Genomic DNA, 24,125 nt, shown 5'->3' with positions numbered 1-24,125 from the left:
AATAACCCCAAAACAAGATTTATGTTTAGCGTAGGAAAAACAGCCATCATCGGTGGAGGCTCGTGGGCTACAGCTATCGCCAAGATAGTGATAGACCACACCCACCACCTGGGGTGGTACATGCGCCGCGACGACCGCATCGAAGACTTCAGAAGACTGGGTCACAACCCCGCCTATCTCACAAGTGTGCACTTCGATGTGGACGAAATCTTCTTCTCTTCAGACATCAACAAGATAGTTGAGGCTTACGACACGCTCGTGTTTGTCACTCCCTCGCCCTATCTCAAGAGTCATCTGAAGAAACTCAAGACCCGTATCAAGGACAAGTTTATCATTACCGCCATCAAGGGTATCGTGCCCGATGAGAACCTGGTGTGCTCTGAATACTTCCATAGGGTCTACGACGTGCCTTACGACAATCTTGCCGTCATCGGCGGTCCGTCGCACGCCGAAGAAGTGGCGCTGCAACGCCTCTCTTATCTCACTGTGGGATGTGCCGACCAGGAAAAGGCCCAGGCCTTTACCGAGGTACTCTCGTCGGAGTTTATCAAGACCAAGGTGGCGTCGGATGTGCTTGGCATAGAGTATTCGTCGGTGCTGAAAAACGTCTATGCCATCGCCGCGGGCATCTGCTCGGGCCTGAAGTATGGCGACAACTTCCAGGCGGTACTCATATCCAACGCCGTGCAGGAGATGAACCGGTTCATGACCGCCGTCAATCCCATAGAGCGCAATGTCTATGACAGCGTCTACCTGGGTGACCTGCTGGTCACGGGCTACTCCAACTTCTCGCGCAACCGCACCTTCGGTTCGATGATTGGTAAGGGCTACAGCGTGAAGAGCGCACAGATAGAGATGGAGATGATAGCCGAGGGATACTTCGGTACGAAGTGCATGAAGGAAATCAACCGCCACATGCATGTCAATATGCCTATCCTCGACGCGGTGTACAACATTCTCTACGAACGCATCAATCCCCAGATTGAAATCAAATTATTAACAGACAGTTTTAGATAGACTAAAATGAAAAGTATTTCTTTAGACTTTACCAAAGCCGCTTCCTTCCTTGGTGAGGGTGCGGTAGAGGCGTATGAACCCAAAGCTAAAGCCGCTCTCGAGGCATTGGAGAACAATACTTGCCCCGGCAACGACTTCTTAGGATGGCTTCACTTGCCATCAAGTATTACTCCTGATTTCCTCGATGAAGTCCAGGCTGTTGCCAACACCCTCAGAGAGAAGTGTGAGGTAGTAGTGGTAGCCGGTATCGGCGGCAGCTACCTCGGCGCGCGCGCTGTCATCGAAGCCCTTAGCAACTCGTTTGCCTGGCTCATTCAGGACAAGAAGAACCCGCAGATTCTCTTTGCCGGCAACAACATCAGCGAGGACTATCTGGCTGAGCTCACCGACTATCTGAAGGGCAAGCGCTTTGGCGTCATCAATATCTCTAAGTCGGGTACCACCACCGAGACCGCCCTCACTTTCCGTCTGCTCAAGAAGCAGTGTGAGGCCCAGATGGGCAAGGACGTGGCTCGTGAGGTGATAGTGGCTGTTACCGATGCCAAGCGCGGTGCCGCACGCACCTGTGCCGACAAGGAAGGCTACAAGAGCTTCATCATTCCCGACAACGTGGGTGGCCGCTTCTCTGTGCTCACTCCCGTGGGTCTGCTGCCTATAGCCTGTGCCGGTTTCGACATCAAGGCTCTCGTGGCTGGTGCTACTGATATGGAGAAGGCTACCGGCGTGAATGTGCCTTTCGGCGAGAATATCGCTGCACAGTATGCTGCTGTGCGCAACGCTCTCTACAACGAGGGTGGCAAGAAGATTGAGATTATGGTCAACTACCAGCCCAAGCTCCACTTCATCGCCGAGTGGTGGAAGCAGCTCTACGGTGAGAGCGAAGGCAAGGATGGCAAGGGTATCTTCCCCGCATCTTGCGACTTCACCACCGACCTGCACTCTATGGGCCAGTGGATTCAGGATGGCGAGCGCTCTATCTACGAGACCGTCATCTCGGTAGAGACTCCCAACCGCGAACTCGACTTCCCTCATGACGATGAGAACCTCGACGGTCTCAACTTCCTCGCCGGAAAGCGTGTGGATGAGGTCAACAAGATGGCAGAACTCGGTACACGTCTCGCGCACGTGGATGGCGGCGTGCCCAATATCCGCATCAGCGTGCCCGTGCTCAACGAGTATTACATCGGTCAGCTTATCTACTTCTTTGAGATAGGTTGTGGTATCAGCGGCAACATCCTTGGTGTCAATCCGTTCAACCAGCCCGGTGTTGAGGCTTACAAGAAGAATATGTTTGCCCTGCTCAACAAGCCTGGCTATGAAGCTGAGAGCAAGGCTATCCAGGAGCGTCTGCAGAACGAGAAGTAATTGCAACGCCTCTGGGCTTGATACAATAACAAGGGGGGAGTAACTTCCTCCCTTTATTATTATAATAATGTACGAGAGAGAGATTAACAGATACCTGGACCGTATGGTCGATGGCCATCAGCTCGCCAGCAAGGACGAGTGGAAGGGATTTCGCTGCGTGCTCTTCGATATGGATGGCGTGCTCTACAACTCCATGCCCAATCATGCTGTGGCATGGCAGCAGGCTATGAGCGCCAATGGGCTCCACTTCACCGCCGAAGACTCCTATGCCACCGAGGGCATGAAGGGTGTCGACACCATACGCATCTATGCCGAGCGCCAGACGGGAAAGAAACTCACCGAGGCAGAGGCCCAAGCCATCTACGACGAAAAGGCGCGACTGTTTCACCAGATGCCCGAAGCCGGGATATTCGATGGCGTCGTAGACCTGATGAAGCAGATACGTGAGGCTGGACTGACCATCTGTGTGGTTACCGGGAGCGGACAGAAACCCCTCATCCAGCGCCTTGTCAACGACTTCGGAGACTTTGTCGACGAACAGCACATCGTGTCGGCATACAATGTGAGCCACGGAAAGCCCGCCCCCGACCCCTATCTGAAAGGTCTGGAACTGGCAGGCAACATGAAACCCTGGGAGGGTATAGTGGTAGAGAATGCGCCGATGGGCGTAAGAGCAGGCGTGGCAGCCCAGATATTCACCATCGGCGTCAATAGCGGTCCGCTGCCCGATGAGGTGCTGGCCGGCGAGGGTGCCAATGTCATTCTGCCCAGCATCCGCAGGCTGGCCGATGACTGGCAGCAGCTGATGGCGTATGGCTCGGCCAAAAGGGGATAAACTGCTGCGCCTTGCCAAATTAATTATAAATTGGTAGGGTAGTGGGTTAAATCATCTTAATAACCCATTGGGCTAAAGCTGCAATATACTATCTTTGCAGACAAGAGACTCAGGTCTATAAACAATAAAGATAAGAATATGAAGAAATTGTTTTTCTTTGCCGGCATCCTCGCCATGACCGCCTTGGCAAGTTGCGGCAACAAGCAGAAAGCCCCTGCCGAAGGCGAAACCATAGAGGTGGCTGCCCCTGTAGACGATGATGTAGTAAGTATGCTCGATGCCCAGCTCAAGAGCAAGGACCCCAATGCGCTGATGAAGACCCTCGCTGCCATCAAGGAGAAATATGCCCAGCTGGTCAAGGCGGGCAAGCTCGAAGAAGCCAAGGCATATATGGCCAAGGCCCAGACATATCTGAAGGAGCATGCGGCACAGATTACTGCCATCGTTGGCGAAGACAGTGAGGTGAGCAATCTGGTAAACAGCGTAACCAGTATGCCCGAAGCCGCGCAGAATGCTGCCGAAGAGGCTGCCAAGAAGGTAGATGCCAAAGCCAAAGAGGCTGTCGAGACTGCCAAGTCTGACGCCAAAGCCAAGGTCAATGAGGCAGCTGCCAAAGCCAACGCCAAAATCAATGAGAAAGCCAATGAGGCTGGACAGAAGGCCCACGAGGCTGTAGGCAAAGCAGCGGCAAAGGCGATGAAGGAAATGGGACTCGAATAGAGCCTGATACATACCTAAAAGGCGGCAGTGCGAGTTCCGCATGGGCCGCCTTTTGCAGAATTACAAACTCAATAGTAAGATACTTGTCATGAACTATCGTGTACTCTTTTCGCTGCTATGCCTGTTCTCCGTGTCGGCCTACGCCCAGAAGAAAGTGGTGATTTATGACCTGGAGACCCGGGTGCCCATCCGTCAGGTGAGGGTAAGGGTCGACAAGTCCAGAACCTACACCACGCCCTATACGGGCCAACTCGTTCTGCCCGAGAAGTTTGATACCATCACGGTGAGTCATCCCAAGTATCTCACCCACTCGATGGGCTTCAAGGAAGTGGGCGACTCTATCGGTCTGATTCCCCGCACCCGCACCCTGGGCGAAGTCGAGGTGGTGGGCGAGGACTTGTCCAAGCGTCTGCGTGAGAATGTGGAGCAGTGGGGTGTCACCGACCCAAAGGAACGCCAGCTGCTCAATCCCAAGACGAGTGTGGTCGATTTTGATCTCGTGAAAATCTTTGACTTCAAAGGCCGGTCCCGTCGCCGACGTACGCGCAAAGTCAAGCAGGCTCTGCAGAAGATGGACGAGAAGGACCCCGTGAAGCGCGCCTATGAAGCCACGGTGAAAGACAAGGGTGAAAAAAAAGAAGAGACTACTACAAAGTAATCTCTCCTGAACCATAACAGCGGTGGTGCTCGTGGTCGTAGACGACGCAGAACTGACCCGGCGCCACGCCATGTATCTTCTCAGCCGAATAGACCATATAACAGCCATCCCCACATTGTCGGATGGTGGCGTGATGGTAGTCGGGAGTATGGCGTATCTTGAACGTCACGTCGGTTTCATCTTTGTCGAAACCGGCTGTGAGGAAATGAAAATCATGTATCTTGAATTCTTGCTTGTACGCAGTCTCCGGGTCGTAACCGTGACTGACGTACAGGATATTCTTTTCCACATCCTTCTTGATGACAAACCAGGGACCGCCGCCCAGCCCGAGGCCCTTGCGCTGGCCGATGGTGTGGAACCAGAGTCCACGATGGCCGCCAATGCGCTTGCCGGTTTCCCATTCTATCACATCTCCTGGGTTCTCACCCAGGTATCGGCGTATATATTCGTTGTAGTCTATCTGCCCCAGGAAGCAGATGCCCTGGCTGTCGCGGCGTCGGGCGTTGACCAGATGCTCGCGCTCGGCTATCTGGCGCACCTCGTCTTTCTCATAGTGACCTATGGGGAAGAGCGCCTTGCGCAGCTGCCAGTCGTAGATTTGGGCAAGAAAGTCGGTCTGGTCTTTGACCGGGTCGGGGCTGGTGCAGAGCCATTTGCGTCCGTCTATGATTTCCGTCTGGGCGTAGTGGCCGGTGGCAATCAGGTCGTAGTTGTGCCCCATCTTCTCGTCGAAGGCGCCAAACTTGATGAGCCTGTTGCACATCACGTCGGGGTTGGGCGTATAGCCCGCCTTGACTTTCTCCATGGTGTATCGCGTCACCTGGTCCCAGTATTCGCGGTGGCAGTCTATCACCTGCAGGCGGCATCCGAACCTTCCGGCCACAGCCGTGGCCATCTCCAGGTCTTCCTCAGAGGTGCAGTCCCATTCCTCCTGTTCCTCTGGCCCTATCTTGATGTAGAAGCAGTCGGGCTTGAGCCCCATGCGGGTCAGCTCGTATACCACCACCGAACTGTCGACGCCGCCCGAGAGCAGCACGGCTATCCGCTTGTCCTTTATCTCGTTTATGTCAATCATATTGCAAAGGTAGTGCAAGCCGAAGACAATACAAAGGAAAAACGAATGTTTTTTCAATTTGTATTGTTGAGGCGCCGCCTACCTTCATGGTGAGCCATAGAGTAGTGCAAGCCGAAGACAATACAGCGAATGTTTTTTCAATTTGCATGGTTGAGGCGCCGCCTGTCTTTGTCGTAATCGCCGTGATGACCGAAATCGATGCAAGCCGCAGCGTGGTGGTTGGCAAGATTTCGGACATTACAGACAAAAATAGGACGATGGCATAAATTATCAGTAAAGGTGCTGTGTATTCCGATTTTTTTTGATTACTTTTGCATGGTGACTATAACTTAACACATTATTATATAATATGAAACCTACATTGTTACTTCTTGCGGCTGGTATGGGAAGCCGCTACGGTGGGCTCAAGCAGCTCGACGGTCTGGGTCCCAATGGTGAGACCATTATGGACTACTCTATCTACGACGCCATCCAGGCTGGTTTTGGCAAAATCGTCTTCGTAATCCGTAAGGACTTTGAGCAGGATTTCCGCGATAAGGTTCTTTCCAAATATGAGGGACATATCCCCGCCGAGATATGCTTCCAGTCTATCGACGCGCTGCCCGAGGGCTTCAGCGTGCCCGAAGGCCGTCAGAAGCCTTGGGGTACCAACCACGCCGTGCTCATGGCCAAGGATATCATCAAGGAGCCTTTCTGCGTCATCAACTGCGACGACTTCTACAACCGTGATGCCTTCATGGTGATTGGCAAGTTCCTGTCAGAGCTGCCCGAGGGCGCCAAGAACGATTATGCTATGGTGGGCTTCCGTGTAGGCAATACGCTGAGCGAGAACGGTACCGTGGCTCGCGGTATCTGCTCTAAGGACGAGGCTGGCCACCTTACCACCGTGGTTGAGCGCACTGAGATTATGCGCGTCAATGGCCCCGTATGCTACAAGGACGAGCAGGGCCAGTGGGTAGCTGTCGAGGACAACACGCCCGTAAGTATGAATATGTGGGGCTTCACTCCCGATTACTTCGACTATAGCGAGGCTTACTTCAAGGAGTTCCTCAGCGACAAGAAGAATATGGAAAACCTGAAGGCAGAGTTCTTCATCCCATTGATGGTCAACAAGCTCATCAACGAGAAGACCGCTACCGTCAAGGTGCTCGATACCACCAGCAAGTGGTTTGGTGTGACCTATGCTGCCGACCGCGACAGTGTGGTAGCCCGCATCCAGAGCCTCATTGACGAGGGCGTTTATCCCTCACACCTGTTCTAAAGAACCCATCATCGGCTTGCCTGCCACCGCAGTCATCAAGCCGTCAACATCTGCGCTATCCGTATGGCCCACAGCGCTCTCCACAGCGCGACAGAGGCAGTACGGATAGCGCCTTTTTGTTTCGGGATGTTTCGGGATGACCGATAATAGAACTGTTGCCTTATTATGGCTCACCCGATATATCTGGGCCTTACTGTCCGACCCCTGTACGGGTGTATATACGAAAAACGTCCGAAAAGCCTTGGTTATTTGCTTTTCGGACGTTGTAGTTGCGGAGGCAGGACTCGAACATGCGACCTCCAGGTTATGAGCCTGGCGAGCTACCAACTGCTCCACTCCGCGATATTTCTCATTTGCGAGTGCAAAGGTAGTGCTTTTTTCTGAGTCTTGCAAATTTTTGGGCATGTTTTTTATCCCCATGGGTCATTTATGGGTATCTTTGGCATGCCCGGGATGATGCTATTTCTTCTTTTTCAACTCATTATCAGGCGTATAGTGGAGTTTGGTACCAATGAAGGCCACTTCCTTGAATTCTTTATAGTTGTTGCGGATAATCCAGTCTATGTAGGTCATGAATACACGTGCCGTGTACTCGTAGCCCATCGCATTGAGGTGGCCTCCTACGTAATAACGGTCCTGGAAATCGGCGTCATAGAGTGGGGCGTGCTTGAAGAGGTCGATGACATATACGTTGCTGAACATACGTGCCAGCCCGCGCACCACCTCGTTGAACTCGTCATAGGCGTTGTTGCCCTTGTCGGTCTGCGGGCGTGTCACCACAAATATCTTTGCCTTGGGCTGTATGCTTTGCAGTCGCTGTATGATGCCAGCCATATAGCCGGCATAGGTCGGGGCATTGTTGTTGTAGTCCTTGAGGTCTACGTCGGTATCCAGACTGCCACACTTCAGGTTGTTGCGCTTGCGGCGTGTATAGTCGTTTACACCCATAGCCACGATGTAAGCCTGCTTGGGGTTCATCTTGCAGTATGCCCATCCGCGCTTGGTGTCGTCGGCTATCCATCCCTTGGCGGTCTGACCTCCGCGGCTGAAGTTCTCGCCCTCGGCGCCACAGGCACGGCACAGGAACTGGCCCCACGAGTATTCGTACATGTCGTGATGACCCAGCTTGCCATTCTCGTCGCGACTCTCCATCTCGCCGCTACACAGGCTGTCGCCTATGAAGCCCCATGTGCGGAAGATGGCGCAGAGGCCGGGCGTGTTGTTGATGGTCTGCAGCGGATTTTCTTCCGCCGAAACGTTGGGCATAGGATTGCCCATGGTCTGTGCCGATGCTCCTATCGAGATGCAGAGCAGGAGTGCTGTGATTACATTCTTCATGATTATGTTTTTTAGGGTTAGAATACTTCATCTGCCGCTTCGTCAGCCGAGCTGGTGTCCAGGCGTGTGTCTTTGCTCACAGAGACACTGCCCGTGCGTCCTATCTTGATGAGCAGGGGCACGTAGTCGTCGCTCGACTTGTCGGGCGAGCCCACGCTGACAGCAAAGGTGAGGTTGTCGCCATCGATTTTGTCGTACACGATACCCACCAGCGCACTGTTGTCCAGGTAGCCGGCATCGACATGGGCGGAAAAATCGTTTTTGGTAAACTCGCGGTGCAGAAACTGTGTGCCGTCTTCGCGGTTGATGGTGAGCGCGATGCGGTTGTCGTAGTATTTGCGTGTGCCGTCGCTCACCTTGTCCAGCGTCGAGTCAGCCTTTGCCGCTACCGTTATCGTATAGTCCTTGCCCAGCCACTCTACGTGATACTTCTGCACATAGTCGCCTATGGCCAGAGTCTTGGCAGGCTTGGGTGCCTGCTCTTTCTTTACGATGATGTTGTAGGGCTGCTTCTTCTCCTGACAGGCAGTCAGCATCAGTCCCATGGCGGCTATCATGAGCCATTTTCTTGTTTTCATTTTATCTCGAATTAAGTTTATTTCAGCTTGTCGGAGAAGTCTATGATGGCTTCTCTCACAGCCTTCTCTGCCTCGTCCATCGTGCAGCAGAGCTTGCCGCCGCTGGCATTGAGGTGTCCGCCGCCGTTGAAGTGTCTGGCAGCCATCTCGTTGCAGGGGAAGTCATCGACCGAGCGCAGACTCACCCATATCAGATTGTCGTGGTGGTCGTCTTCGCGCAGCGAGATAGAGAGCTTCATGCCCTTGATGCGCAGCGGCTCGTTGACCAGCCCTTCGGCGTCGCCCTTGATGAAGTGAAAGCGCGCCATATCGCTGCGGGTGATGGTGAAGTAAGAGGCATGATAGTCTTCAAAGTAATTGAGCTTCTGCGAGATGATATATCCCCTCAGCCTCATGGCCCAGCAACTGTAGTTGTTGTACACATTGCGGTAGATGCGGTCTTTGTCGATGCCCTTGGTGAGCAGCTGACCTATTATATAATATATCTCCGGACGGGTGGAGTTGTAGGTAAACCCTCCCGTGTCGGTCATCATGCCGCAGTATATCTGTGTGGCGCAGCGGCGGGTCATCATGTCAAAACCACCCAACTGCCATACCACGCGGAACACCACCTCAGAGGCGCTGCTCAACTCGGGATGCGACACCATCAGCTCCATGCCCTCCTTTTCGGGGTTCAGGTGATGGTCCATCATCACCTTGTGGCCTGTGGCTTCGGTGAGCACCGTTGTCATTTCGTCTACGCGCGACATAGCATTGAAGTCGATGCAGAATATCAGGTCGGCGTGAGTCATGATTTCAGCCACCTGGTCCTTATGCTTGTCATAGCGCACCACGCGTTCGGTTCCCGGCAGCCAATGCAGAAAGTCGGGATAGGCGTCGGGCACTACCATTGTCACTTTTTTATCACGCTGGGCAGAGAGATAGTCTGTCCACGCCAGGCTTGCACCCATAGCGTCGCCGTCGGGCGACTTGTGGCAAGTCACTACTATCTGTTGGGCGTTGTCAATAAGCTCGTTCAGCTTTTCGGCTTCCGCCGTAGTAAGAAGATTTATTTCCATATAGATGCAAAGGTAGTGCAAGTCGAAGACAATGCAAAGAAAAAACGGAGTTTTTTTCATTTGGCATTGTTGAGATGCAGCCTACCTTATCCAAAGGTAGTGCAAACCGAAGAGAATACAAAATAAACTCGTTTATTTTTATTCTTGAGGTGCCACCTACCTTCACGGCGCAGCCGTAAAGTAGTGCAAGTCGAAGACAATGCAAAGAAAAAACCAATGTTTTTTCATTTTGCATTGTTGAGACGCAGCCAACGTCATTCCAGGTTGGTGCAAACCGAAGCAAATACATCCCCACCTTATTTATATATATCCCCCAAACTTCCGCCAACCTCCTTAAACCTGATTTTGGGGTTTGAAATGATGGTTTCGAGACGCGAAACGCTGATTGCAGGGTTTGCAATGACGGTTTCAAACCCCGAAATTAACTTCTATGCCATCACTGTCGAAAATGCGCGCCGCCCTTGCCCGATGCGCCCGATGGCCGTCGGACTGTCCCTTCGCTCTGATGCCGCCGATGGCTGTGGACGCGCGAAAACAATAGTTGCTGGCAAGTAAACGATGACAACTGATTAAGAAAACAATAGCTGCTGGCAAACAAACGATGACAACTGATTAAGAAAACAATGGCAGCCGACAAGAAAACGATGGCAGCCGACAAGAAAACGATGGCAGCCGACAAGAAAACAATGGTTGCCGACACGAAAACGATGGCAGCCGACACGAAAACGATGGCAACCGACAAGAAAACGGCGAATTTATTTCTTTCTCCGCGTGGTTTGTATTATTTTTGTGGCAGTTATCGCGATGCATCCCGTCTGCTCCCGCTTCAGCGCGCGCGTTTCCGCTCTCCTTGGCGTGATGACCGTGGTGGCGGGAAGCCATTCCTAATGGTTAAAAAAGGTAAATACGTGCAAGGAAATGGCTGCGGCTGCATTTAATAGACGAAACAAAAAGCAAAAGACAGATATGAACAAATTGAAATTCCTTACCCTCTGCCTCGTGTTGGCAGTCTCTTCTTTCACCCTGCAGTCCTGCAACGATGACGATGATAACGGAATCACCTACTTCCCCAATGCGTTGGTCACACTGAAGACCAATGCCGAGACAGGTGCCTTCTATATGCAGCTCGACGATGCCACCACGCTCGTACCTACCAATATCAAGACAGCCCCTTATGGCGGCAAGGAGGTGAGAGCCCTCGTCAACTTCAAGGAAGACCAAAAATCCACCGGACACAATTCACGCTCGGTCTATGTCAACTGGATTGACACCATACGCACCAAACCTATGGTGCTCCATAGTGCCGACGACGACCAGACTTACGGCAAAGACCCGATAGAGGTGGTCAACAGCTGGGCTACGGTGGTCGAAGACGGATATTTCACCCTGCGCTTCCGCACCCTCTTTGGCAGCAACAAGCCCCACGAGCTCAACCTCGTGAAGTGTAACGAACCCTACACGGTGGAAATTCGTCACAATGCCCACGGCGATGTCTCTGGCTATCCTGCCGACGGACTGATAGCTTTCCGTCTCAACCAGCTGCCCGACACCGAAGGCAAGACCGTGCTGCTCACCGTCAAGTGGCAGTCGTTCACTGGCGAAAAGAAGGCGCAGTTCAAGTATTGTACCCGCAAATAACAGTGTTTTGAGTCCCGAGGCCATGCCCCGTAGCGGGTGTGGCCCCACAGGCGACGTGCTATCCTATGCGATTGTATCAAGCAGATATCGAACAACAGATAATACAACTGTTTGGCCGGGGCGATGCCTCGGCCATGCGTCGTCTGTACGACTCCTATGCAGGCGTGCTTGCCGGTATCTGCGCCCGATACATCACCGACGCCGACGACCAGAAAGATGTGCTGCAGGAGTCGCTCATCCAGATTTATACCCATATCTCTTCCTTCACCTATCAGGGCCGGGGCTCGCTCCAGGCATGGATGGCGCGCATCACCATCAACCAGGCGCTGATGTTTCTGCGTGCCCAAGCGTCGACAACCATGATGGGAGAGGTCGAGAACATAGCCGATGACACCACCGACGAACCCGATGTCGCCGGACTCAGCGAGGGCGAAATCCTGGACATGATAAGACGGCTGCCCGTAGGCTATCGCACCGTCTTCAACCTCTATGCCATCGAGGGCAAGAGCCACAAGGAGATAGCCGCAGCGCTCGGCATCAAGCCCGACACCTCGGCGTCGCAGTACAAGCGGGCACGCACAATGCTCGCACAAATGATAAAAGACTATAAAAGACAGATATGACTACCAACGACAAATGGATTAATCGCATACAGCAGAAGATGGAGCATTATGAGGCTGATGTTCCTGAGGGACTGTATGATGATATCGTGGCCGAGATGCAGCGCCGCGGGCTGAAGCCCCTGGCAGCCACCTCGCGCAAAGCCCCTGTAGTGCCTTTGTGGACCCAGCGCATAGCAGCTCTGGCAGCGGTGGCAGCAGCCGTTGTCGTAGCCGTATTTGTGTTTACCCCCTCGGCTCCCGAGATGGCGCCGACAGCCTCATTGCCCACCAGCCATGCGGTGCAGCCCTCTGCCGTAGCCGCTGCCACCGACGCCCAGACTGCTGGCGATCCCAGTTCACTGGTCGCTGCCGTGCGCCGATGGAAGGCAACCTTCAGCCCCACCGCCGTCAAGGAGGTGATGCTCGCCGACAATACCACGCCCGCCGCCATTACACCTATATATAATATAGAGCCCGAGCCCGAATGTGAGGTGATGGAGCAGCGCCCGACCGATGCCGACAGCCAGACTGCCACCAAGCCTGCTGCCACCTCGAAGCCTGTCTCCCCGTCGGGCTCTACCGTCAGAAAGACCGAGCGCAAAGTGGTACATTATCCATCTACCCGCCGCTCCCATCCCATGTCGATTGGCGCCTACGTGCGCGGCGCCCAGTCAGGCAACTCTGTCATCCCTTCCGAACTGCCTGCCGGCAGTGGCTTTTTAGCGGACAATGACGTCTATGGCAGCAGCGATATGATCCACCCCAGCCGTGTGCCCATGCTTCCTATGGGCAGGAGCGGTGGCCGCACCCATCACAAGCTGCCCGTCAAGGGAGGCCTCTCTCTGCGCTACTCGCTCGACGACCGTTGGAGCGTGCAGACCGGCGTCAACTACAGCTATCACTCGTCAGAGATAGAGATGGGCGGCGAGGACATCGACCAGCAGCTCCACTTCATCGGCGTGCCTGTGGCTGTGGGCTACAATGTATGGGGCAACCGCCATGTCAATGTCTATCTCACCGCTGGCGGCGAGGTAGAGAAACTGGTCAAGGGCCGTCGCACGGTGAGCTATACCGGTCAGCAGCGCAACGAAGATGTCAAGATGAGCCGTCCCCAGCTGTCGGTACAGCTGTCTGCCGGCGCCGAGTATCGTGCCACCCGCGCCGTGAGCCTCTATATCGAGCCCGGCGTGTCCTACCACTTCGACAATGGCAGCGGCGTCAGCACCATCTACAACGACAAGCCCTTCGAGTTTGGTCTCAGCATGGGCGTCAGAGTCGATATAAACCGCCGATAAAGCCCCCAATAGACGGCCAAAACCTAAAATAATATTTCTTTTGCTTTGCCTTGTTCTTGGTTTTCATTAATTTTGTGGTATCTTAGCATTAATGAGAACAGAACACGGCAAAGTATGAGACCCATCAAGCATCCATATCTTCCCATCTATTACCTCTCGGTGGTTCTGGGACTGCTGCTTCTTGCTGGCTGTAGCGACAAGAAGACGGTACCTATATACAATACCCCTGAGTACAAACAGATAGAACGCAAGTTGAACGCGGTGGCCGACACCACCGACCTGAAGCATTGGCTCCAAGTCTACCGCCAGTCGGGCAACCGTATGGGCGAGTCTATCGTGCTGCGGCGGTTGGGTAGGGCATATCGTGTAGACAACCAGTTCGGTCGCGCCATCCTTGCCCACAAGCAGGGCCTGGCTGTAGCCGATAGTATCTGCGACACGATGGAAATCGTCAATACCCTCAACGAACTGGGTACCAACTACCGCCGTCTGGGTGCCATGTACCTTGCCACCAGCAGCATGACTCTTGGTCTGGGCTACTGCCAGCAGTGGAGCGACACCACTGCCGCGGCCTTCAAGAGTCAGCTGAAGATACTCAACGGTCTGGGAAAAATCTATTATACCATCCGCAACTACAAGGCAGCCCTCGACTACTTCAGGCGCTCGCTTGCCGGCGAAATCAAGTTGGGCAGCGCTTTTGGTATGGCGCTCAACTATTCTGATATCGGCAGAGTGTTCAGAGCCCAGAACAACCTCGACTCTGCCCAGTTCTATTTCCAGAAATCCATGGAGCAGAAACAGCTCATTAACGACGAGGTGGGTATGGCGCTCATTCGTATCGAGTATGGCGGCCTCTACGAGGATAGGGGCGACTATGCCAAGGCCACTGCCGAGTACGACAAGGCTTATATTACCCTGATGGCCCACTCCGACCGCTATCTCCGCCTGCGGTCCTGCATAAGCCTTGCGCGTGTCTACATCAAGCGACAGATGACCGCCACCGCCATCGAGTATCTGCAGGAGGCCAAGATGACCGCCGACGAAATCAACTCGCCTGGCGACCGCTCGCAGATAGCCCTGCTCTATTATCAGATTTATCGCAAGTCGGGCAATACAGCCAAAGCCCTCGCTGCCTATGTCGACTACAAGAACTGGAACGACACGGTGATGAACCTGGAGAAACTGGGTGATATCCAGAATGTGCAGATAGACGAGCTCATGGCCGACAATACGCGCAAGCTCAACTATGTGCGCAAGGATATGGACCGTATGCGCAAGCAGCAGGAGAGTGGATGGCTCGTGTTTACGCTCATCATGGTAGGTATGATAGTCCTCTTGGCGTTCTCCTATTACCTCCTGCGCATCCGCACCCGCACGCTTGCCGCCTACAGGGAGTTCCGCGACGCCCGTGTGCGCTTCTTCGCCAATATCTCGCACGAACTGCGCACACCGGTGACCATCATCCAGTCGGCGGGCAACTCCATAGAGTCGCAGACCGACAACCAGCAGATACGCGACGAGGTGTCGCAGCTTCAGGCAGCCTCTCGTCGTCTGCTCCATCTGGTAGACAGTGTGGTGGATATCACCAATATCAGCATCAGACCCGTCGACGAGGCACAGTGGTGTCACGACGACATCGTGGGATATGTACGCATGCTGGTCGAAGCCTATCGCCATGAGGCCGCGAAGCGCCAGATACGTCTTGTGGTGACCTCCAAGCGCAACAAGATAGAGGCCGACTTCGTGCCCGATTATGTCGACAAGATTCTTGGCAATCTGCTGACCGATATGTTGCACCATGCCTACAACCAGTCCGACCTCTATATCAGCATGTCTATCGAGAGGCGCATGCTCAGGCTCGAACTCAAGGACCGCGGCCAGGGTATGCCGCCCGAGGTGGTCAAAGACCTGCTCAAGCCCTATGACAGCAAGAATACCTCTGAAATCTATATGTATGTGGGGCTGAATATCCAGGCGGTGCAGGCAGCCATACGAGCTATGGGTGGCGATATCAAGTTGAAGAGCAAGCTGGGCGAGTATGCCCAGTTCATCATCACCCTCCCCCTGCGTCATGGCGACCACGATTATCCTCGCCTCACCGAGCAGAAGACCCTCCACACTCCTGCCGCTCTATCTCCTGCCGATGCCGACATGGCCCCTGTCGTCGAAGCCGATGCCGACAACAAGCCACGCATACTCATCGTCGAAGAGTCGGCACAGGTGGCCCGCTACGTTGCCGACCAGCTGAAGAATCATTACAAGGTGTTCTTTGCCTCCAATGGTGAAGACGGTCTGCATAAAATCAGTATTGCCGCGCCCGACCTGATTATCACCGACGGCGTGTTGCCCGTCGTTGATGGCTATCAGCTCTGCGAGGGTGTGCGTGCGCAGGCTGCCACCTGTCATATCCCCATCGTCATGGTGTCGTCAGACTCTTCGGTGCGTGGTCGCATGAAGGGTTTTCAGGCTGGTGCCGACGCCTATCTGCTCAAGCCGTTCCGTGCCGACGAACTCCTGATGCGCGTAAGTCTACTGCTCCAGCAGCGGCGTATGCTGCGCGACAAGTATGCTGGCTCCGTGCCGGTTGTCGACGATGCCGACGGGCAGGTAGAGACCACCGACCGCACTCCCGACTTCATCGACGAGGTGCAGCAGTATGTAGACAGCCGTATCGGCGAAGGCGACATAGACCTCGCCGACCTGGCGGCTCGCTTCGGGGTCACCCGTGCCACCTTCACGCGTAAGGTCAAGCAGCATACGGGCCTCACCTCGGCGGCATATATCACCTCGCGCCGCATCCGAAAGGCTTGCGAACTCCTGCAGACCGCCGACATGACGGTGGCTCAGGTGGCAGAGGCGTGCGGATACAGCGACACCGCCTACTTCATCATGGTATTCAGAAAGAGCATGAACAAGACGCCCAAGCAGTACAAGGACGAGTGGCTGAAGCCTTAGTCTGTTATCCTGCGGCAGCCTTCTGATGTCTATATATATAATAAGGTAAGGACTTGGAGCAGTCACACTCCAAGTCCTTACCTTATTATATATACGCGCGTGGGTCGCCCGCCAGCAGGGGGCGATGGCGGTTTATCTTATGATTTCCTTGGCACGCTCCAGAGCCAGGTTGATGTGGCTGCAGATGTTCTCTTTGCCCACAATCTGGTAGAAGCCTGCGTGCTCGAGCACCTGTTCTACCTTGGGAGTCACTCCCGACAGCACAATCTGTATGCCCTCCTTGCGGCTCATCATACACAGATTGGTGAGGTTGTGTATGCCGGTAGAGTCGACAAACGGCACCTTACGCATACGGATGATGCGCACCTTGGGGCGGTCGCCGAAGTTGGCCATGATTTCCTCAAACTTGTTGCCGGCACCGAAGAAGTAGGGGCCGTTGATTTCGTACACCTCCACGCCGGTGGGGATGGTGAGGTGCTCGTTGTTCTCCAGTCTCACGTCGGTCTCGTCGGTCAGGTCTATCTCGTCCATGATTACCTTGACATCGCTGGTCTCAGCCATACGCTTCATGAAGAGCAGACAGGCGATGATGAGGCCCACCTCGATGGCTATGGTCAGGTCGAAGAGTATGGTCAGGATAAAGGTGATAAGCAGCACGCTGACATCGCTCTTGGGGTTCTTCATCAGCATGGCAAACGAGCGCCAGCCGCTCATGCCGTACGACACCACCACCAGCACGCCTGCCAGACACGCCATGGGGATATACTGCGCCAGCGGCATGAGGAAGAGGAAGATGAGCAGCAACACCACCGCATGGATGATGCCGGCTACAGGGGTGCGGCCGCCGTTGTTGATATTGGTCATGGTGCGGGCTATGGCTCCGGTGGCAGGGATGCCGCCGAAGAGGGGCGAGGCGAGGTTGGCCAGACCCTGTCCGATGAGCTCGGTATTGGAGTCATGGTGATGGCCTATCACACCGTCGGCCACCGTGGCAGAGAGCAGACTCTCTATGGCGCCGAGGATGGCAATGGTAAGCGCCGGCGACACCAGGCTCTTGATGATATCCCACGACAGGGCGGGCACGGTGGCGCTGGGCAGTTCGCTGTTGATAGAGAAGCGGTCGCCTATGGTCTCTATGCTTGTCACGCCATAAAACTGCTTGAGTATCAGAGTCGCCAGGGTCATCACGATGATAGCCACCAGCGAGCCGGGAATCTTCTTGCTGAATCGGGGCGTGAGCGTGATAATCACGATGCTCACTATGCCCACCATCGCCGTCCACCAGTCTATCGTGCTGATGTCGTGGAAGTAGGCTATCCACTTCTCGGTGAAGTCAGAAGGTACCGTCGCCATAGTCAGACCCAACAAGTCCTTGATTTGGGTGGTAAAGATGGTTACGGCGATACCGCTCGTAAATCCCACCACGATAGGATAGGGTATATACTTGATGATGGTACCCAAGCGGAGTACGCCGAAGAGTATCAGGAACACGCCTGCCATAAGTGTAGCGATGGTGAGTCCCTGTATGCCGTATTGCTGTATGATGCCGTAGATAATGATAATGAATGCACCTGTAGGTCCGCCTATCTGCACGCGGCTTCCGCCGAATACCGACACCATGAAGCCTGCCACGATGGCGGTGATGATGCCCTTCTCGGGCGTTACGCCCGAAGCGATGCCAAAGGCGATGGCCAACGGCAGGGCTACGATGCCCACGATGATGCCGGCCATGAGGTCTTGCATAAATTTACTACGGTTATAGTGTTTCAGGGTAGAAACCAGTTTGGGTTTGTACGTAAATACTTGCATAAGTGTTGTTGCTAAAACGGTAATAATGTAAGTGTCCTTAAAAACGACTGCAAAGGTATCATCTTTTGTCCACACATCGGTGCTGGCGCGGTGTCTTTCTTCGTTTTCATGGTGTCTTATTGACCTGTATCATTGGCCCCTGCACCCCAGTAAACCAAACAGCGGCTGCCGTCTCTACTCTACAGATGACGGCAGCCGCTGTGGCGATAGTGGTGTCTGGCGTGTTACAACTCGTTCTTGTGCAGTTCGGCCAGGAGTTTGGTGCTCTGGCAGTGCAGGTCGATGTGGCGCTGCAGTTTCTGATAGATATTGTTGATTTCCTCGTAGTAGACCAGCGCGGTGATTTCTCCCTGCTTCAGCGCTTTGGCAAAGAGGGCGATACTCTCGTTCATCATCTTGACGTCGCTGTGGTCGAGCACCTGCTGCAGCCCCTTGAGCTGCTGGTAGCGCGACCTGATAGAGGCCTCGGCTTCCTGGCGCGACTGCATCACCTGTATCTCGGCACTCTGCTTGCGCTCACGGGCAGCCTTGATTTTCTTGCTGTTGCTGTAGAGCGGGAAGCTCATGCCCACCATCATTCCGTTGACAGGCTCTCCCTCCTCGGTGTTCCTGCGGTAGCCCACCGTGAGGTTGGGCAGCCACTCGCTCTTCTGTATCTTCATGTCCATCTCGGCAGTCTTGAGTGAGGCTTCGGCTGTCTTGATGTCGGCGTCGTTGGCCAGCGCCAGCGCTTCAAACGACTTGTAGTCTGTGATGGCTGCAAACTCAGGCATGGTGGTCATGTTGACCTCTATGGCCTGTCCGCCGTTGAGCTGCTGGAGCTGTTGGAGCAGCAGTATGCGCTCGTTGCGCGCTTCGGTCACCAGGGCTTTCACCTCCATGACATCGAGTTTCACCTTGTTGAGTTCCAGGATGTTGGCGTCGCCCACCTCCATACGCTGCTCGTACATACTGCGCAGTTGCTCACTGCCCGTGAGACGCTGGTTGAGCATACTGAGCGTCTGGTTGAGGCGTATGATGTCCAGGCAAATCAGCTCGGCCTCGAGCAGCATGTCCCTTCTCTGCTTGAGCAGCTGCTGCTGGCCGGCGTTCCTCTGCATGCCTGCGAGCCGGCTGCAATCCTTGTACTTGGTAGGAAACTTGATTTCCTGGCTGACCACGAGCTCGCTCTCGACCACGCCCGAATATCCCTTCTTGAAGAAAGGACTGTATTCGACCGATGGGCCGCCCAGCGCGTTGTCGGCCTTGATGTCCAGCACGTCGGCCTCGCTTTTGTGTGCCTGTGCCTTGAGCGTCAGGTTGTTGGCGGCTATCTGCCTGAGTATGTCGCCGATGCTGTCTGTGCCGGTGGCTGCTGCCGTCAGCGTAGCGAGCATGGCGCTAATTGCGATGAGATATCTTTTCATAAATGATAGGTATGATAAATGCGTTGAGTAATGTCGAACTGATGAGTCCGCCCAGTATCACCTTGGCCATGGGCGACTGTATCTCGTTGCCGGGCAGGTCGCCGCCGAGTGCCAGCGGCACCAGAGCCAGCGCCGAGGTGAGGGCTGTCATGAGTATGGGGTTGAGTCGTGAGAGTGAGCCTTCGATGATGGCTTCCTTCACGGTCTTGCCCTCTTCGGTGCGCAGCCGCTTGTACTCGGTGATGAGCAGCATGCCGTTGCGCGTGGCGATGCCGAAGAGCGAGATGAAGCCGATGATGGCGGGAATGCTCACCTCGCCGGTGGTGAAGACGATGGCAAAGATGCCGCCGATGAGCGCCAGTGGCAGATTGAGCAGTATCACACCGGCCTCCATCGTGCTGCGGAACTGCATGAACAGCAGCAGGAAGATGATGGCGATGGCTATCGTGCAGGTGAGATAGAGCACCCGTGAAGCATGCTCCTGGCTCTCAAACTGTCCACCATACTCTATATGATAGCCCTCGGGCAACTGGATATTGTTGTCTACCGCAGTCTTGATGTCGGCCACCACGTCGCTCAGTGCCCTGCCGGTGGTGTTGGCAGAGATGACTATCTTGCGCTGGGTGTTCTCGCGGTTGATGGTGTTGGGGCCGGCGCTCGATATGATGTCGGCCACATCGGACAGAGGCACCTTGCGTCCGTCCTGCGTGTCGATGATCAGGTCGCTTATCTCGTTGTAGTTGGCGGCCTTGACCACCAGGTTGAACGCTCTGCCCGCCTCGTACACCTGCGATACGGTCTCGCCCGCCAGATTGACAGCCAGAAACTCGTTGAACTCGGGCAGCGTGATGCCGTTGCGTGCCAGCAGTTCGCGCCGTGGCACTATCTTGAGTTCCGGACGCTCTATCTGCTGTTCCACGTTGAGGTCGGTGATGCCGTCGATGTCCTTGCAGGCCTTCTTGATCTGGTTGCCTATGGTGTACATCTTGTTCAGGTCGCTGCCAAAGAGCTTGATGGCTATGCTCGCCTGCGTGCCCGACAGCATGGCATCGATGCGGTGGGATATGGGCTGACCTATCTCGATGTTGGCGCCCGCCAGCACCGACAGGCGCTGCCTCACGTCGTTCTGCACCTCTTCGTGCCCGCGGTCTTTGAGCTTGAACGGAGCTTCTATCTCGCTCACGTTGACGCCCAGCGCATGCTCGTCGAGCTCGGCGCGGCCTGTCTTGCGTGCCACGGTGGTTATCTCGGGCACCTGCAGCAGGAGCCTCTCCGCCCGTGCGCCTATGGAGTCGCTCTCTTCGAGCGAGATGCCCGGGAGCGAAGATATGTTGATGGTAAACGAGCCCTCATTGAACTTGGGCAGGAAGCTGCTGCCTAAAGAGAAGAATGTGGCAAGAGCCGCCACCAGCAGCACGGCGGTAGAGCCTATCACCCATCGCGTATGGCCCAACACCCATGTCAGCGCCTGCTGGTAATACCCCTTGAGCCATACTGCCACAAAGGCCTCCTTGCCCATCTCGCCATTGCTCTTGCCGAGCAGATAGCTGCAGAGCACGGGCGTAAGCGTGATCGCCACCAGCGTCGACGCCATGAGCGCCGTCACAAAGGCGATGCCCAGTGGGATGAGCATGCGGCCCTCCATGCCACTGAGGAAGAACAGCGGCGCAAAGCTCACGATGATGATAAGGGTAGAGTTGAGGATGGGCATACGCACCTCGCGCGAGGCCTCATAGACCAGCCGGATGATGGGCACGCGCTCGGCCTCGGGCAACTGCCGGTTCAGCCTGATGTGCTTGTAGACATTCTCCACATCGACTATGGCGTCGTCAACCAGCGACCCGATGGCTATCGCCAGACCGCCCAGGGTCATGGTGTTGATGCTTATGCCGAGGGCGTTGAGCACTATCATCGCCACGAGAAACGACAGGGGGATGGTGACCAGCGAGATGATGGTGGTGCGCACATTGGCAAGGAATATCATCAGGATGATGACCACAAAGATGGCTCCCTCGATGAGTGACTTCTTCACATTGTCGATGCTGCTGCTGATGAAGTCGGCCTGGCGGAAGATGTTGGTAGAGATATGCACGTCGGCGGGCAGATTGCCTTTGAGCTCGTCGAGCGCATGGTCCAGATGGGCTGTCAGGTCGAGCGTACTGGTGTTGGGCTGCTTGGTCACGGTAAGCAGCACGGCGGGGTGAGCCCGTTCGCTGGCCACGCCCAGCTTGGGCGACTGGCTGCCTACGCGTATGTCGGCCACATCGGCAAGGGTGATGACGCTCTCACCGCTCTTCTTCACCGCACTGGCCTCGAGCTTGTCGATATCGTTGGTCGAGGTGATGCCGCGTATGATGTACTCGTTGCCGTACTTGTAGCACACGCCGCCGTTGGTATTGGTGTTCATGCCGCGGGTGCAGGCCATCACGTCGGCGAGGCTTACGCCGAAGTGCTTCATCTTGCCGGGGTTGATGAGTATCTGGTACTCCTTGATGTCGCCACCGTGGACGCTCACCTGGGCCACGCCACCGGTAGAGAGCAGCCGTGGGCGGATAACCCAGTCGGCGTAGGTGCGCAGGTCTTGCATGGAGGTCTTGTCGCTGGTAAGGCTCACGATGAGCACTTCGCCCAGGATAGACGACTGAGGGCCCAGCACGGGAGCACTCACACCGGCAGGCATCTGCTCGCCAATGGCAGAGAGCTTCTCGCTCACGATCTGGCGCGCCAGGTAGATGTCGGTGCCCCAGTCAAACTCTACCCAGACGACAGAGAAGCCGTGGGTAGACTGCGAGCGCACGCGGCGCACGCCGGTGCTGCCGTTGACCGCCGACTCGATAGGGAAGGTCACCAGCTGTTCGACTTCCTCGCTGGCCATGCCGCCAGCTTCGGTCATGATGACCACTGTGGGAGCGTTGAGGTCGGGGAAGACGTCGACCTCGGTCTTGGCGGTAGAGTAGAGGCCGGCGATGACCAGCAGTACAGCCAAGACCAGTATGAGTATTCTGTTCTCGAGCGAGAACTTGATGATCCTGTTCAGCATGATATTACAGTATAGAGGTGGGCTTAATGGTTATGGTTGTGGGCGGGGATAGCGTTGGAAGCCGAGGCCAGCTTGACCTGTATGGCGCCACGCGTCACCACGCGGTCGCCGGCCTTCACACCGCTTTTGATTTCGATGCGCTCGCCGTCGCTTTCACCGAGAGTCACCTCCTGCTTCTGATAGCCCTCGGCGTCTTTCTGTATATAGATATAGTGTAAGCCCTGTTCCTCGGTGATGGCTGTCAGGGGCAGCGTGATGACCTGTTGGCGCTCATGGGTGATGAGGTAGATGTCGGCATAGGAGCCCTGGACCACGTCGCCGGTATTGTTGAACTCGAAGATTACGGGTATGTAAGAGTTGTTGACCTCGGCAGAGCGTCCATACGACTGGATGTGTCCGCCCATCTGGCTGATGTCGTAGAGGCGGTTGCTGTAGCTGGTGCTGAACTTGGCGCTTCGGATGTTGTTGAGCTCGTTGAAGCGGCGCTCGGGCACCTCGGCACGCAGATACAGATGCTTGTTCTGGGTGATGATGGCCAGAGGCTGGCCCGCTTCGACGTAGTCGCCGCCGTTGACCAGACACTGCTTGATATATCCGCCGCGCGGAGCTGCGACCACTACGCCGCCGGCACTGCGGGTCTTCTGCATGCTGGTATAAGTAAGTTTGGCGGCTTCGTATTCGGCTTTGGCCACAGCGAAGTCTTTCACGCTGATAATCTTGTCCTTAATCAGCGCCTGGGCACGGGTGTAGTCGCGCTCGGCACGCTCAAAGTCTATCTTGGCACGCTGCACAGGGTCGCCGTCGGCCACCTGCATGCCTGCCGAGGTGATGGAGAAGAGGGTAGTGCCGCCTGTCACTTTCAGGCCTTCGCTCACATGACCCATGTGGGCCACGCGGCCACTGATGGTGGCCACCACGGTGGTCTCGTCGCACGAGGCAGCCATGACCTTGCCGCTGGTGTGGATGACGCCATGAAAGTTGGCCGGCTTGACGGTCTCGACCTTTACGCCGGCAGCGCGTGCCTTCTCGGGTTCGAGTATTATCTCGTCGCCGTGGTCCTGGTCTGCATGGCCGTGACCCTCATGGCCAGCCTCTTCGGTCTCGTGGTCGTGACTTCCTTCTCCGTCGGCATGGGCGTGATGGCCGCAGGCCGCTATACATGCTGCCATAGACAGCAGCGATAAGTAATATAAACCTGTTTTCAACATATATGTAATGATTATAGTGCAAAGATACGCACATTTTCTTGCAACCGGGTTGCATATTTGGCCCCCCTCCCTCTCTCGTGACGGCAGAGAGCGAGGCGGGAGAGGGCAGATGGAGGTCTGCAAGGTGCGTGGGCTGGCTCGTATCATAAGTCACGTGGTCTCGTAACGTATGACGCGCGGTCACGTGACGTATGATACGGACTCACGTATCAAATGATACGAGCCGTCAGTGACCATCAGTAACGGCGTGGAGCACGTGAGGGATGT

Annotated in this window: 21 protein-coding genes and 1 tRNA gene; 13 read left to right on the top strand and 9 right to left on the bottom strand. The window is 55.2% G+C overall.

Annotated elements, in window-relative coordinates:
* Positions 1-21 precede the first annotated feature (21 nt).
* The 5 genes from CIK92_RS06675 to CIK92_RS06655 all read left to right on the top strand — a co-directional run bounded on the left by CIK92_RS06675 (position 22) and on the right by CIK92_RS06655 (position 4,595).
* Positions 22-1,017: an NAD(P)H-dependent glycerol-3-phosphate dehydrogenase gene (locus tag CIK92_RS06675; RefSeq protein WP_022310826.1), complete on the top strand. Its 996-nt coding sequence runs from the start codon at positions 22-24 to the stop codon at positions 1,015-1,017.
* A 6-nt stretch (positions 1,018-1,023) separates the two neighbouring features.
* Positions 1,024-2,382: a glucose-6-phosphate isomerase gene (locus tag CIK92_RS06670; RefSeq protein WP_022310825.1), complete on the top strand. Its 1,359-nt coding sequence runs from the start codon at positions 1,024-1,026 to the stop codon at positions 2,380-2,382.
* 67 nt (positions 2,383-2,449) lie between these two features.
* Positions 2,450-3,217, top strand: coding sequence for an HAD family phosphatase (locus CIK92_RS06665; protein WP_094388557.1), 768 nt, complete (start codon positions 2,450-2,452; stop codon positions 3,215-3,217).
* A 138-nt stretch (positions 3,218-3,355) separates the two neighbouring features.
* Complete coding sequence (locus CIK92_RS06660; protein ID WP_144289361.1) at positions 3,356-3,937, top strand: hypothetical protein; 582 nt, start codon at positions 3,356-3,358, stop codon at positions 3,935-3,937.
* Positions 3,938-4,025: 88 nt separating this feature from the next.
* Positions 4,026-4,595 (top strand): hypothetical protein, encoded by a 570-nt coding sequence (locus CIK92_RS06655; RefSeq protein WP_094385889.1) that lies wholly within the window; start codon positions 4,026-4,028, stop codon positions 4,593-4,595.
* Here the strand turns inward: CIK92_RS06655 and mnmA are convergent.
* Positions 4,585-5,670 (bottom strand): tRNA 2-thiouridine(34) synthase MnmA, encoded by a 1,086-nt coding sequence (mnmA, locus tag CIK92_RS06650; RefSeq protein ID WP_371594089.1) that lies wholly within the window; start codon positions 5,668-5,670, stop codon positions 4,585-4,587. The two genes, CIK92_RS06655 and mnmA, sit on opposite strands and share 11 nt — an antisense overlap.
* Before the next feature lie 104 nt (positions 5,671-5,774).
* On the opposite strand from mnmA, the gene CIK92_RS13755 reads away from it, so the two are divergent.
* A complete protein-coding gene (locus CIK92_RS13755; RefSeq protein WP_158214750.1) occupies positions 5,775-5,936 on the top strand; it encodes a hypothetical protein in 162 nt (53 codons plus the stop codon).
* An 83-nt stretch (positions 5,937-6,019) separates the two neighbouring features.
* Entirely contained in the window at positions 6,020-6,931 is a 912-nt protein-coding gene (locus CIK92_RS06640) for a nucleotidyltransferase (protein WP_094385894.1), read from the top strand.
* Between the two features lie 269 nt (positions 6,932-7,200).
* Here the strand turns inward: CIK92_RS06640 and CIK92_RS06635 are convergent.
* From CIK92_RS06635 to CIK92_RS06620, 4 genes are all read right to left on the bottom strand, one after another.
* Positions 7,201-7,273, bottom strand: a tRNA-Met gene (locus CIK92_RS06635).
* A gap of 117 nt (positions 7,274-7,390) precedes the next feature.
* Positions 7,391-8,269, bottom strand: a complete 879-nt coding sequence (locus CIK92_RS06630; RefSeq protein ID WP_022310818.1) for an SGNH/GDSL hydrolase family protein — start codon at positions 8,267-8,269, stop codon at positions 7,391-7,393.
* 17 nt (positions 8,270-8,286) lie between these two features.
* Positions 8,287-8,847 carry a DUF4738 domain-containing protein gene (locus tag CIK92_RS06625; RefSeq protein ID WP_094388555.1) on the bottom strand — a complete coding sequence of 187 codons (561 nt, stop codon included), beginning with the start codon at positions 8,845-8,847 and terminating at the stop codon, positions 8,287-8,289.
* A gap of 17 nt (positions 8,848-8,864) precedes the next feature.
* Positions 8,865-9,905: a bifunctional oligoribonuclease/PAP phosphatase NrnA gene (locus tag CIK92_RS06620; protein WP_094388554.1), complete on the bottom strand. Its 1,041-nt coding sequence runs from the start codon at positions 9,903-9,905 to the stop codon at positions 8,865-8,867.
* Between the two features lie 183 nt (positions 9,906-10,088).
* On the opposite strand from CIK92_RS06620, the gene CIK92_RS06615 reads away from it, so the two are divergent.
* From CIK92_RS06615 to CIK92_RS06590, 6 genes are all read left to right on the top strand, one after another.
* The gene (locus tag CIK92_RS06615) at positions 10,089-10,460 is read left to right on the top strand and encodes a hypothetical protein (RefSeq protein WP_144289360.1); all 372 of its coding nucleotides are present in this window, start codon (positions 10,089-10,091) and stop codon (positions 10,458-10,460) included.
* Between the two features lie 68 nt (positions 10,461-10,528).
* Entirely contained in the window at positions 10,529-10,843 is a 315-nt protein-coding gene (locus CIK92_RS06610) for a hypothetical protein (protein WP_094388552.1), read from the top strand.
* Positions 10,844-10,871: 28 nt separating this feature from the next.
* Complete coding sequence (locus CIK92_RS06605) at positions 10,872-11,543, top strand: NigD-like protein (RefSeq protein WP_094388551.1); 672 nt, start codon at positions 10,872-10,874, stop codon at positions 11,541-11,543.
* Between the two features lie 65 nt (positions 11,544-11,608).
* Positions 11,609-12,166 (top strand): RNA polymerase sigma factor, encoded by a 558-nt coding sequence (locus tag CIK92_RS06600; protein WP_094385904.1) that lies wholly within the window; start codon positions 11,609-11,611, stop codon positions 12,164-12,166.
* Positions 12,163-13,440 (top strand): porin family protein, encoded by a 1,278-nt coding sequence (locus CIK92_RS06595; RefSeq protein ID WP_094388550.1) that lies wholly within the window; start codon positions 12,163-12,165, stop codon positions 13,438-13,440. The genes CIK92_RS06600 and CIK92_RS06595 overlap by 4 nt, the downstream gene beginning before the upstream one ends.
* A 114-nt stretch (positions 13,441-13,554) precedes the next feature.
* Positions 13,555-16,395: a helix-turn-helix domain-containing protein gene (locus tag CIK92_RS06590; RefSeq protein ID WP_094388549.1), complete on the top strand. Its 2,841-nt coding sequence runs from the start codon at positions 13,555-13,557 to the stop codon at positions 16,393-16,395.
* A 132-nt stretch (positions 16,396-16,527) separates the two neighbouring features.
* Here the strand turns inward: CIK92_RS06590 and CIK92_RS06585 are convergent, their stop codons facing one another.
* The 4 genes from CIK92_RS06585 to CIK92_RS06570 all read right to left on the bottom strand — a co-directional run bounded on the left by CIK92_RS06585 (position 16,528) and on the right by CIK92_RS06570 (position 23,819).
* On the bottom strand, positions 16,528-18,204 hold the full coding sequence (locus CIK92_RS06585) for a SulP family inorganic anion transporter (RefSeq protein WP_094388548.1): 1,677 nt from the start codon (positions 18,202-18,204) through the stop codon (positions 16,528-16,530).
* Positions 18,205-18,428: 224 nt separating this feature from the next.
* On the bottom strand, positions 18,429-19,610 hold the full coding sequence (locus CIK92_RS06580; RefSeq protein ID WP_094385912.1) for a TolC family protein: 1,182 nt from the start codon (positions 19,608-19,610) through the stop codon (positions 18,429-18,431).
* On the bottom strand, positions 19,585-22,650 hold the full coding sequence (locus CIK92_RS06575) for an efflux RND transporter permease subunit (RefSeq protein WP_094388547.1): 3,066 nt from the start codon (positions 22,648-22,650) through the stop codon (positions 19,585-19,587). Before CIK92_RS06575 ends, CIK92_RS06580 begins: the two co-directional genes overlap by 26 nt.
* Before the next feature lie 23 nt (positions 22,651-22,673).
* On the bottom strand, positions 22,674-23,819 hold the full coding sequence (locus tag CIK92_RS06570; RefSeq protein WP_094388546.1) for an efflux RND transporter periplasmic adaptor subunit: 1,146 nt from the start codon (positions 23,817-23,819) through the stop codon (positions 22,674-22,676).
* Positions 23,820-24,125: the final 306 nt, after the last annotated feature.

This window comes from Prevotella sp. P4-67 (assembly GCF_002251325.1).
GTDB lineage: Bacteria > Bacteroidota > Bacteroidia > Bacteroidales > Bacteroidaceae > Prevotella.
Note: the sequence above shows the minus strand (reverse complement) of the source record. Positions and strands in the feature narration are given on the sequence as shown.